Source organism: Pseudomonas sp. SDO52101_S400 (assembly GCF_054071635.1).
In genome coordinates this window covers 32367-43919 of the sequence record NZ_JBSVWF010000020.1, presented here as the reverse complement: position 1 = coordinate 43919, position 11553 = coordinate 32367, and the positions used below count along the sequence as shown (strand labels likewise).

At 62.1% G+C, this 11553-nt stretch carries 12 protein-coding genes; 2 read left to right on the top strand and 10 right to left on the bottom strand.

From position 1 onward, the window contains the following. Window positions 1-9: 9 nt before the first annotated feature. The 4 genes from ACW9HX_RS12635 to ACW9HX_RS12620 are packed head-to-tail and all read right to left on the bottom strand — an operon-like array spanning window position 10 to window position 4158. Complete coding sequence (locus tag ACW9HX_RS12635) at window positions 10-1137, bottom strand: GNAT family N-acetyltransferase (RefSeq protein WP_457380870.1); 1128 nt, start codon at window positions 1135-1137, stop codon at window positions 10-12. Between the two features lie 42 nt (window positions 1138-1179). After that, window positions 1180-2061: an alpha/beta hydrolase gene (locus tag ACW9HX_RS12630; RefSeq protein WP_457380869.1), complete on the bottom strand. Its 882-nt coding sequence runs from the start codon at window positions 2059-2061 to the stop codon at window positions 1180-1182. Then, entirely contained in the window at window positions 2058-3452 is a 1395-nt protein-coding gene (locus ACW9HX_RS12625; protein WP_096818493.1) for an aspartate aminotransferase family protein, read from the bottom strand. Before ACW9HX_RS12625 ends, ACW9HX_RS12630 begins: the two co-directional genes overlap by 4 nt. Beyond that, window positions 3445-4158, bottom strand: coding sequence for an HAD-IB family phosphatase (locus tag ACW9HX_RS12620; RefSeq protein WP_457380868.1), 714 nt, complete (start codon window positions 4156-4158; stop codon window positions 3445-3447). The genes ACW9HX_RS12625 and ACW9HX_RS12620 overlap by 8 nt, the downstream gene beginning before the upstream one ends. A 218-nt stretch (window positions 4159-4376) precedes the next feature. Here ACW9HX_RS12620 and ACW9HX_RS12615 point away from each other — a divergent pair, with 218 nt between their 5' ends. Continuing rightward, complete coding sequence (locus ACW9HX_RS12615; protein ID WP_457380867.1) at window positions 4377-5138, top strand: MipA/OmpV family protein; 762 nt, start codon at window positions 4377-4379, stop codon at window positions 5136-5138. Between the two features lie 67 nt (window positions 5139-5205). Next, window positions 5206-6072 carry a fatty acid desaturase family protein gene (locus ACW9HX_RS12610; protein ID WP_457380866.1) on the top strand — a complete coding sequence of 289 codons (867 nt, stop codon included), beginning with the start codon at window positions 5206-5208 and terminating at the stop codon, window positions 6070-6072. 45 nt (window positions 6073-6117) lie between these two features. On the opposite strand, the gene ACW9HX_RS12605 is transcribed toward ACW9HX_RS12610, so the two are convergent. The 6 genes from ACW9HX_RS12605 to aauS form a co-directional block, all read right to left on the bottom strand. After that, on the bottom strand, window positions 6118-6501 hold the full coding sequence (locus ACW9HX_RS12605) for a DMT family transporter (protein WP_373874115.1): 384 nt from the start codon (window positions 6499-6501) through the stop codon (window positions 6118-6120). A 31-nt stretch (window positions 6502-6532) separates the two neighbouring features. Continuing rightward, window positions 6533-6907, bottom strand: a complete 375-nt coding sequence (locus tag ACW9HX_RS12600; RefSeq protein ID WP_085730163.1) for a DMT family transporter — start codon at window positions 6905-6907, stop codon at window positions 6533-6535. Further along, entirely contained in the window at window positions 6904-7824 is a 921-nt protein-coding gene (locus tag ACW9HX_RS12595; protein WP_457380865.1) for an arginase, read from the bottom strand. The genes ACW9HX_RS12600 and ACW9HX_RS12595 overlap by 4 nt, the downstream gene beginning before the upstream one ends. Window positions 7825-7947: 123 nt before the next feature. After that, the gene (locus ACW9HX_RS12590; RefSeq protein ID WP_192565048.1) at window positions 7948-8277 is read right to left on the bottom strand and encodes a GlpM family protein; all 330 of its coding nucleotides are present in this window, start codon (window positions 8275-8277) and stop codon (window positions 7948-7950) included. A 20-nt stretch (window positions 8278-8297) separates the two neighbouring features. Then, a complete protein-coding gene (gene aauR / locus ACW9HX_RS12585; RefSeq protein ID WP_457380864.1) occupies window positions 8298-9626 on the bottom strand; it encodes a two-component response regulator AauR in 1329 nt (442 codons plus the stop codon). Further along, window positions 9623-11536: a two-component sensor histidine kinase AauS gene (gene aauS / locus ACW9HX_RS12580; RefSeq protein ID WP_457380863.1), complete on the bottom strand. Its 1914-nt coding sequence runs from the start codon at window positions 11534-11536 to the stop codon at window positions 9623-9625. Before aauS ends, aauR begins: the two co-directional genes overlap by 4 nt. Window positions 11537-11553: the final 17 nt, after the last annotated feature.

The following is an 11553-nucleotide window of genomic DNA, read 5'->3' as shown; positions in this document are numbered from 1 at the left end:
CATGCTCGCTTATTGTTGTTCGCTTATCGCAGTCGCCATGGCCGGGTCGGTACGATCCGGGCGGATGAATAACTTCACCAGCCGCAGCAGTTGATTGAGCACGGGATGGCGGTGACGGAAAAACACGGTGTTGCCGACGAACGAGCAACCCAGACGCAGCTTACTGGCATAACCGGCCTGGCCGCACGCGTAGATCGGGATGCGGTGTTCAATACAGTAGCCGACATTGGCCAGCCAGCTACGCATGTACAGCTTGTGCTCACGGGTGTGCGCCAGATCGTGGGCGAAAAACTTGTCCACCAGCCGTTGCTCGTCCAGCAGCACCAGATTGAACGCCACCAGGTCGTCGCCGACCCAGTACAAGACGCACGCGGCACGCTCGTCGAGGTGTTCCAGCACCTGGCGAAAATACGCAGCCGGCAGACACTCGAAAGTCAGATCGCTGCGTGCAAGTGTGGCTTCGTAAAGCCGCATCATGGTCGGCAGCAGGTCGTCCACCGAACGCCGCCATTCGATTCGCGGTCCTGCGCCGCGCAGGGTCCGACGCAAGTCCTTGCGGGTGGATTTGCCCAGGGTACCGAGGTAGGCGTCGACCGAACCGAAGGTGATCGGCAGCTCGGCCCCGGGCAACCCCGGCATGCTCTGCAACCCGGCCTCGCGGCAGGCCTGCAGCCATAGCGGATTACGGTGGGAAGCATCCTTGACGGCCAGCAGGCCGACCCCCGCCTGGTCGGCATCCTCGCGAGCCAGTTTCAGCAGGCGCGCGAACAGCACCGGCAAACGGGACGGTTCGACAGACGGGAGGGTGCCGACGTGGCACTGCTCGGCCACCGGCGAGCCGAGGGCGTACAGGCGAATGTCGAACAGCCCCGGCCAGCAACTGCGCAGCCATTGGCTCAGGCGTTTGCCGGTGCCCTGCAGGGTGGTGTCGAGCGAATAGGCGGTCGTGAAAGCCACGACCGCTGCAATCAGGTGGTTGTCTTCAAACAGCGCCAGGTAGCGCCACTGGAAACCGTCGATGCCAGCCTGTTCAACGGCGCGATAGTAGGCCCAGTCTTCGAGCTCCTCGGGAAAGCAGGCATTCCACGCGTCGCGATCAATCGCTTCGATGGTTGAAAAGGCTTGGGCCGTGATCACGTCGTTTCCTTAACCGGCAAGGCATATCGTTTTGCAGTCGACTCATGCCCGCTGCCGGTATTCCTCGGCCGGCAGGGAGGGAGCGGTGAGCGGCAGGTCGGTGCGGTGGCTGTTGATGAATTGCACACTCAGCTCCACGACGCGCCGGTACTGCAGATCGACAGTGATCATGTGATAGCAGTCGTCCAGCAGGATTTTCACCACGTCGCCACCGAGCTTGCGTTCCACGTAGTCGGCGTTCCAGCGGCTGGTGATGTCGTCCTCGATGGAATGCAGCACCAGTGCCGGCACGGTGATGGAGGGCATGCGCTTGCGCACCACGGCGTTCATCCGGTGCAGTTCGCGCACGGTCACGCCCTCCATGGTCAGCAGGCCGGCCTCACTGCTGTGGCCTTCCTTCATCTGCCGTTCGACGATGGCCCGCAGGCGCTCGTTCTTGATGCCGTAGGGCGGTTTCTCTTCGAACTTGCAGATGTGCACGCCGAACGGGATTTTCATCAGCAACGGCGTCAGGAACGCCAGTTTGTTGATGCTCCAGCCGTCGTACTTGAGCGTTGTGGAATACATCAGCAACCCGGCCACCTGGCCAGGATGCTCGGACGCCACGTACATCGACATCACCGCACCCATCGACAGGCCGCCGACAAACACTTTGCTGTGCTGGCGACGGATGCCGACGAAGGTCTTGCGCACGCCTTCGTACCAGTCGCGCCAGCCGGTGGCCTGCAGGTCGGCATTGCCGCCGCAGTGCCCGGCCAGGGTCGGCACGTACACCGTGCAACCGGCCTTGGCCAGTCCCACGGCGACCCGACGCAACTCCGTCGGGGTGCCGGTGAGGCCGTGGATCAACAACACCGCGACCTCCCCTGTACCGAGAACGAAACCGGCGTCGCCTTCGCCCAGATCGATCCCGGCCGCGTTCATCGTTTCATCGCCCGGGCCAGCAGACGGTCGAGCAGGGCGATGCCCAGGTCGATTTCCGGATAGCTGATTTCAAGCGACGGCGCGAGGGTGATCACGTTCTTGTAGTAGCCGCCCACGTCGAGGATCAGGCCCAGTTTGCGGCCGTCGATCTCGATGTCGCCCTTCATGCCTTCTTCGACCATGAAGTCCAGGGTGGCCTTGTCCGGAGTGAAACCGTCCGGGCCGCAGATTTCGCAGCGCAGGGCCAGGCCCAGGCCATCGACGTCGCCGATGATCGGGTAGCGTTTCTGCAGATCCTGCAGGCCTTCGAGGAAGTATTTGCCCTTGGCCATGACCATCGCGCCGTAGTCGACTTCGCTGGTCATCTTGAACATTTCCAGGCCCACGGCAGTGCCCAGCGGGTTGGAGGCGAAGGTGGAGTGGGTCGAACCTGGCGGGAAGACTTTCGGGTTGATCAGTTCTTCCTTGGCCCAGATGCCGCCCAGCGGGTTGAGGCCGTTGGTCAGTGCCTTGCCGAAGACGATCACGTCCGGTTTGACGTCGAAGTGTTCGATCGACCACAGCTTGCCGGTGCGATAGAAGCCCATCTGGATTTCGTCGACCACCATCAGGATGCCGTGCTGATCCAGCACATGCTTGAGTTCGCTGTAGAAGTTCATCGGTGGAATCACGTAGCCGCCGGTGCCCTGGATCGGCTCGACGTAGAACGCTGCGTATTCGCTCTGGCCGACTTTCGGGTCCCAGACGCCGTTGTATTCAGTCTCGAACAGACGGGCGAACTGCTGCACGCAGTGGCTGCCGTACTCTTCCTTGGTCATGCCTTTCGGGCCGCGGAAGTGATACGGGAACGGGATGAAGTTGGCGCGCTCGCCGAAGTGGCCGTAGCGGCGGCGATAGCGGTAGCTGGAGGTGATCGACGAGGCGCCGAGGGTACGACCGTGGTAACCGCCCTCGAAGGCGAACATCAGGCTCTTGCCGTTGCTGGCGTTGCGCACGACTTTCAGCGAGTCCTCGATGGACTGCGAACCGCCAACGTTGAAGTGCACGCGACCGTCGAGGCCGAACTTCTTCTTGGCGTCCACGGCGATCATTTCCGAGAGCTCGATCTTGCCTTTGTGCAGGTATTGGCTGGCAATCTGCGGCAGGGTGTCGATCTGCTGTTTCAGCGCGTTGTTCAGGCGCGGGTTGGCGTAACCGAAGTTGACCGCCGAGTACCACATTTGCAGGTCGAGGTAGGCCTGGTCTTCGGTGTCCCAGACATAGGAGCCTTCGCAGCGGCTGAAGATGCGCGGCGGCTCGATGTAGTGAACGGTGTCGCCGTAGGAGCAGTACTTGGCTTCTTTTTCCAGAAGAATCTGGTCTTCCGCAGTAGCAATTCGAATATCAGACATGGTGGAAGAGTTCCTGGGTTTCGGTATTGAAGGTGTCGGAGTTGAAAGAGGTGGCGTTGGCAGCGCTGGCCTTTGGCAGCAGCGCCAGCAGAGCCGGGAGTTCGGCGAAGCTGTCGAAACGGGCGTAAGGGATCGCGTGGCGTTCGCAGTACTCGGCGAGGCGACCCTTGGCGAAGACGAAGTCGGCGGTGGAGGACACGCACATGTCGGACTGGCCGTCACCGATCACCAGTACCCGTTTGTTGCCGGGCGTGGATTTGCATTTGCAGTTGCCGGACGCTGCGCGGCAGGCATCGCTGGAGTGCGGAAAGTCGATGCGCCAGCTTTCGTGATCCAGCTGTCGCAGGCGGTTGGCGAGGATCGGCAACAGGGTCACGTAGTTGCGCGAAAGAATCCGTGCGATGCCTTGTTCGATGCCGTCGCTGACTACTTCGAACGAAGCGCCCAGGCCGATGGCGTGGTCGACGAAGTCGGGGAAGTCCGGATCGATCTCGATGCTGTCGAAGAATTCCAGCAATTGTCCGGGCGTGGCCTTGACCAGCGAGAGCTGGCGGCTGAGGCATTCACGGGAACCGATTTCACCGGCCAGCCACTGGTTTTCGATCGTTTCCCAACTCGGGTCGGCGAAGCGTTCGAGGATGCTGTCGATCACGTCGGTGCGGGTGATGGTCCCGTCGAAATCACACACGATATGCCAGTCAATCATCTGCATTACCTATTGGTCAGAGCGCGCTGTGTGCGCTTGCCGAGGGGTAGAGCAGGGACTGTGCCAAGTACCGCGAGCCCCTTGTGGACAGGGCCGGTCAGGTGGTTTTGCGATTCGAAGCTACAATTTTTGTAGCTTGCTACAAACAACATGAGTGCTTGCGTGGTGGGTGGCATCCGGGGATTGATGCGCGCATGTTCAATTAAAGGAATGGCCTCATGAAGAGGAAGACACTGTTGTTGCTCGCGGCGCTGAGCGCTTTTTCAGCGAGCGCCATGGCGGACGGCATTACCGGGGAGGCGGGCGTGGGCCTGGGTTATCAGCCTCACGATCCCAGCGGCAGCCGTTATGAAACCCGGCCGTTGCCCTATCTCGATCTGGACTGGGGCGACGTCAGCCTCAGTACCGATGACGGCCTGACCTGGAGCGCCTTGAAGGCCAATGGTTTCAGCGCCGGCCCTTATGTGAATTACCTCCCGGGCCGCACCTCCAACGGCGAATTGCGCGGGTTGCGCGATGTGCCGGACATGGCCGAAGCCGGTGGTTTCGTGCAGTACGCGCCGGCCGACTTCTGGCGAGTGTTCGCGTCCGTTGGCCAGGCCATTGGCGGTGGCGGCGGGCAGGGTGGCGTGCTCGGTCGGGTCGGTGGCGAGATCGGTTATCCACTGGGCGGCGGTGTGATCGGCAGCAGCAACCTGACTGCGCATTTCGCCAATGCCCGGCAGAACAACACGTTCTTCGGTGTCAGCGACAAAGAATCCCAGGCCTCTGGCATCCGCGCATACAACGCCGGCGGCGGCTTGCAGAACATCGCGTTGACCCAGAGTTTCGAGTTCCCCATCGCGCCGCAATGGTCGCTGGTGGCCAGCGCCAGCTGGATTCATCTGACGAACTCGGCGGCCGACAGCAGCATCGTCAAAAGCGTCGGCGATACCAATCAGGGCGAGGTGCAGATGGCGATCGCCTATAAATTCAAGTGAGCCCTGCGGGAACTGGTCTGGCCTTTGCAGACAGCCGTGTCGAACCCATTGTTTCAGGATGTTCTTCATGGCTCGCCCTGTTTATCGTCTGCTGGCCCACTCGCTGTGGGACCTGATTCCCATCGCCCTCGGCCTGGTCCATTTCGCCTTTGTCGTGTGGCTGGTCACAGCCTTTCATGCGCTGTCCTGGTGGGCGTTGGTGCCCTTGGCGCTGGGCTATGCGGTGAGCCTGTCGTGGAGCATCAACAGCATCTCCCACAACCAGATCCACAACGCCTATTTCACCCCGGCGTGGCTCAACCGCGCCTTTGACCTGCTGCTGTCGGTGACCATCGGTTTCTCCCAGACCCTCTACCGTGATATCCACAACCGCCATCACCGGGGCAACTCGGACCGGCCGGGGGCGGATGGCAAGACCATCGATCCGCTGTCGATCTACCAGCGAGGCAAGGACGGCCAGCCCGAGAATCCCTGGGCCTACACCTTCCTGAGTTTCTTTCGCGACGACCCCAAGCCGATCTACGACGAGATGCGCCGCAAGCGTCCCGACGATGCGCGCTGGGTCAAAGTGGAGATCGGCGTGACAGTGGCGTTTTACCTGGGGCTGGCTGCCTATGACTGGCGGGCGGTGCTGGTGTTGCTGCCGTTCTGGTACCTGGGCCAGGCACTGTCTTCGCTCAACGGCTATTACGAGCATTTTGGCGGTAATCCGGATTCGCCGATTGCCTGGGGCGTCAGCGCCTACAGCCCGCTCTACAACCTGTTGTGGATGAACAACGGTTATCACGCCGAACACCACTACCGGCCGAAAATGCACTGGACCCGGGTCAAGGCGTTTCACCGGGAGATCGCCGGGCAGCAGCGGGAAGCGGGGGTGAAGGATATTCCGGTGGCCCATGGCCTCGGGTTTCTGGTGGCTCATCGCAAGGATTGAACCGTACAAAACGTGGGAGCCCGCAGGCTCCCACGACCGGTCACATCAGTTTTCCTCGCCTTCGGCCAGCAGCGCAATGCCGCCCATGATCACGGCCACACCGACCCAGTGCAGCACGCTGATCTGCTCACCCAGCCCCAGCCACGACCCCAGCAGCACGCCGACGAACACCAGCGAACTGAGCGGGAACGCCAGGGACAGGCTGCTGCGCCGCAGAATCAGCATCCAGACAAAGAACGCGCCGATGTAGCAGGCAATCGCCAGCAGCACCCCCGGCGCCTGAGCGACGTTGAGCAGCCATTGCAGGGTGAAGTCCATTTGCCCCAGTTGATCGCCGCCGACCTTGGTCGCGATCTGCCCGCCACTTTCCAGAATGATCAGCAACGCCCAGAGCACCACGGTACCCAGACGCCCGTGGAGCCAATCCATCGAGCCGTTCCTTTTCAGTATCAGTTGAGAGTCAGGCATGGCCGACACACACGAGCATCACGCCCGCCGTAATCACCAGTGTGCCCATCCAGCGACGGCGGCTGACGGTCTCGCCGAGGAACAGCTTGCCGGCCAGCACCACGCCGCAATACGCCAGCGCGGCGGCGGGAAACAGCAGGCTCAGTGGTGCCCGGGACAAGGCTTCGAGCCAGACGAAAAACTCGATCACGTAAGCGCCGATCCCGCACCACAACAGCGGTGCGTTAAATACCTGCCCCCAGAACGCGCCGAGCCTGAAACCACCCTCAAGCTCAGGCAAACGGTCCAGGCCGAGTTTGAAACAGAGCTGGCCGATCACGTCGAGCACGATGGAAAACGCCACCAGCAAAATCACGGTCAGGGTCATGGGAACAACTCCTCGAACAACTCGATTAGCGCCTGATTGGTCGCCGAGTTGCGCAGCAGATCGGTTTCGCTCCAGCGTTCGGCCGGCGGCTGGTCGGACTTGGCCTCCCAGCGTTTGAACGCGTTGCTGAAGGCCGGGCGGGCGAACTCGCCACAGATGTCGATGCCGATGATGCGCTTGCGAGCGGCCAGGCTACGGATAGCCTGGAGCAAGTGACTCAGGCGCATCTGCCCCTGATCCCAATTGGTCGCGGCGTCCTCGCTGGCCAGCACGTCTTTGTCGATGGTGATCCACACGGCTTGAGTGGGAAGGCTGGCGATCATCTGGTCGAGAAACGCCGCCCAGTCCTGATCGGCCAGATTGCGCCAGTGCAGCAGGTTTTCCTGTTGCTGATGGCCGGCGCCATCGCCGACCCGGCCCCAGACTTTCGACGGCGGGTGCTGCCACGGGAACAGCTGCAACACACCGCGTTTCAGGGCACCGAGATTGCCGCCCTTGATCTGCGGATTTTGCAGGTCGTCGCTGCATGGCCCGAGAGTGACGATGCGTTCGATGTTCGGCAGTTTCAGGGCCTGATTGACCCACGAGCCGCAATGCCGACGGGGGGCGAAGTGAACCCAGTCGGGATGATTGTCGAAGTGGATCAGGCTCACCGGCTCCGGCAAATCAGTCAGGAAGGCCGGTGTCAGATGGTGATAGTCGCCGGAGCCGACGAAAAAGATTTCCGGTGCCGGGCCGTTATGTCGGGGCCGCTCACGCAGGCGTTCGGTAAAACGACGGAACGTCCGTTCGCTGGACCAGAGCCGCAGTTTCGGGCCGAGGTCGAGCAGGTCCAGGCGCTGGGCGCGGCCGCTGTCGAGCAGCCGCGCAATGGACGCCTGACCGGTCAGGCTGTGGTCGAGATCTAAAATATTCAAGGTCGCAATTCACCCTTGGCAGACCCTCCCAGACACCGGCCTCATCGAACATGAGCGCCGGCCGGGCGGGCTTTCGGGGGTAAATGCAAGGGACGGGCCAGGCCCTCTGTCACACGGCAGCCGTCAGGCGTGCAGGCGTACCCAGACGCTCACCAGCACCGTCGCCGCCATCAGCCACGCGACAGCGGCCACTGCCAATGAAGCCTCCAGACGCATTCGGTCGACCATCACGTACAGCGTCGCCAGGTACACGAAGTACGGAATGATCGACCACATGCCGAACACGATGGTGGTCTTCAGATCGTCGACCGAGCGACCCTTGCCGACGATGTAATGGGCGATCAGGGCGAAAGTCGGAAACAGCGGCACCAGGCCGGCAATGTAGTAGTTTTTGGTCTTGGCCAGCATGGCGAGAATCACCACCACCGCTGCACCGAGCATTGCCTTGAAAATCAGATCCACGTCGTGCTCGCTTAATGGCTCAGGCCGTATTTTTTAACTTTGTCGAACAGCGTTGTCTTGGCCATGCCCAGTTCCAGGCTGGCCTGGGTCAGGTTGCCACCGCTGCGTTGCAAGGCATCGCTGAGCAGATTGCGCTCGAAGGCTTCCACCGCTTCGGCGAACGCCAGGCCCTGGCCACCACTGCCGACGCCGGACTTTTTGAATGCCGGCAAACCGAGGGCGAAGCGTTCGGCGACGTTGCGCAGTTCACGCACGTTGCCCGGCCAGTCGTGGCTCATCAGGCTGGACAGGGTCTGGTTGTCCAGCGCCGGCAGCGCGCGGTCGAAGCGCAGGGCCGACTGCTGGGTGAAGTGTTCGAACAGTTGCAGGATGTCTTCGCGGCGTTCGCGCAGGGGCGGCAATTCCAGCGTCACCACGTTGAGGCGGTAGTACAAGTCGCTGCGAAATTCCCCGGCCTTGCTCGATTCGTCGAGGTCGGACTTGGTCGCCGCAATCACCCGGCAATCCACCGCCACGCTCTGGTTCGAACCGAGGCGTTCGAGGGTGCGCTCCTGCAACACCCGCAGCAGTTTGATCTGCAACGGCAGCGGCATGCTTTCCACTTCATCGAGGAACAGCGTGCCGCCGTCGGCGTGTTCGATCTTGCCGATGCGCCGTTTGCCGGCGCCGGTGAAGGCATTGGCCTCGTGGCCGAAGATTTCGCTTTCGAACAGGTTTTCCGGCAGACCGCCGCAGTTCAGCGCGACGAACTGTTTGGTGTGGCGGCGGCTGAAGTCGTGCAGGCAACGGGCGACCAGTTCCTTGCCGGTGCCGGTTTCGCCTTCGATCAACACGTTGGCCGAGGTGTCGGCAACGTTGGCGATCAGTTCGCGCAGGTTCTGCATGGCCGGCGAGCGACCGATGATCCGCCCTTCAAGGGAATCGCGCTCGGCCAGTTGCCGGCGCAGGGACGAGACTTCGCGAGCCAGGCTGCGTTGCTCCAGCGCACGCCGGGCGACGTCCACCAGGCGTTCCGGGGAGAACGGCTTTTCCATGAAGTCGTAGGCGCCTTTCTGCATCGCGCCGACGGCCATGGAGATGTCGCCATGACCGGTGATCAGCACCACCGGCAGGCTGCGGTCCCGTTGCTTGAGACGGGTCAGCAGTTCCAGGCCGTCGATGCCGGGCAAGCGGATGTCACTGATGACGATGCCGGCGAAATTGTCGCCGACCCGCTCCAGCGCTTCTTCGGCACTGCCGACGCCGATGCAGGGAATGTCTTCCAGGGTCAGCGCCTGCTGGCAACCGAGCAGCACATGGGGATCGTCTTCGACAATCAGCACACTAAGGTCGTTGTTCATATTGGCTCGGCAGGAGTAGGGCTTACCAACGGTAAACTGAGGACGAAGGTGGTACCACCGCTGGCCGGGTGTTCGACACCCAGATGTCCGCCGGTGGCGGCAGCCAGGCTGGCCGAAAGGGTCAGGCCGAGGCCCAGTCCCTGTTCGCCGGGTTTGGTGGTGAAGAACGGCTCGAACAGATGCTTGCGCGCTTCGGCATCGATGCCGTGGCCGTTGTCGCGTACCCGCAGGCGATATTTGCCGTCGAATTCTTCGCCCTCCAGCCACAGCTCGGGCAGCGGCTGCATCTGCATGGCGTCGAGGGCGTTGCCGATCAGGTTGACCAGAATCTGTTCCAGCCGCGTCTGGTCGATCTGCACTTGTACATCAATGAACTGACGATGCACTTGCAGCGAGGCCTGCTCAACACGGGCGCCCAGCACTTGCAGCGCGGCGTCCACGGCTTTGCCGAGGCTGGCCCGGCCCTTGTCGTCGCCGCGCCGGGCGAACGAGCGCAGGCTGGCGGTAATCCGGCCCATGCGGTCGATCAGGTCGTTGATGGTTTTCAGGTTGGTGCTGGCGACGTCGAGCTGACCGCGTTCCAGAAAACGAATCGTATTGCCGGACAAGGTGCGCATGGCTGCCAATGGCTGGTTCAGTTCGTGGGCGATGCTGGTGGACATCTGGCCGATGGCTGCGAGTTTGCCGGCCTGCACCAGTTCGTCCTGGGCACGGCGCAAGGTTTCTTCGGCCTGACGACGTTCGCGGATCTGACTCTTGAGCCGGTCGTTGCTGGCGCGCAGGTCGGCGGTGCGTTCGGTAATCCGACGCTCCAGCTGATTGTTGGCTTCCTGCAAGGCTTCCCGGGCGGCGAGGCGGGTGGCGATGACCTTGCGGCGCTCGTTCCAGGCAATCAGCAGAAACGCCACCAGCGCGAAGGCAACGGCCACCAGAATCCCCTGATTGATCGCCTCGCGCCGCAGGTCCTGCAACGGCGTAAGCAGGGTGAAATTCCACGGTGTGTCGCTCAGCGGACGGGTTTGCGCCAGGTAACTGATGTTTTCCTGATCGTGCTCCTGTTGCGGCTGGACTTCGCTGTTGGCCGGGAAGGTGAGTTTTTCCACGCCTTCGGCCAGGGTTTCCCGGGCCAGCGGTTGCAGTTCGTTGAGCGGAAACCAGTAGTACTGGAGGCTGCGGGCGAGTTTTTCCTTGGTCTCGTCGCTCAGTGGCACCACGGACTTCAGGCGTCGGGCCGGATCGCTGGAAAGAATGATGATGCCGTTCTCGTCACTGACGAAGGCCTCCAGGCGCGCCCGCTGCCAGCGCTCCTCCATGGCTTCCATGCGCACTTTGACCACTGCGACGCCGATGATCTTGCCGTGTTCTTCCAGGCCGTGGGCCAGGTAATAGCCGGGTTCGCCGTTGGTGCTGCCGATCCCGTAGAAACGTCCGGGCTGGCCGCGGACGGCACGCTGGAAATAGGCGCGGAACGACAGGTCTTCGCCGAGGTAGCTGTCGACATCGCGCCAGTTGCTGGTGGCCATGACGCGGCCGGTGGTGTCCATGACGTAGATGGCCCGACTGCGGCTGCGCCGGTTCAGGCCTTCAAGGTAATCGTTGACCGTTTGCCGGTGTTCCGGGGTCGGGTCATCCAGCAACTGCGAAACGCTCGATTCGAGTTCCAGCAGGCTGGGCAGATAGGTGTATTTGCTGATTTCGCTTTCGACGGCACGGGCGTTCAGTTCGAGCTGACGCTGGCCGTTTTCGCTGAGGCTGCGAATGCCGTAGTGCTCACTGATCCAGAAGCCGGCATAACCCAGTCCGACCATCAGGATGATGATCAGCGGCGGCAGGAACAAATGGCGGATCAGACGGGGTTTCACGGCAAGTGATGGCTTTGTTGCGCGAAAGAGGGCGGGGTCGCATTTCATCACAGATGCCTTGGGTC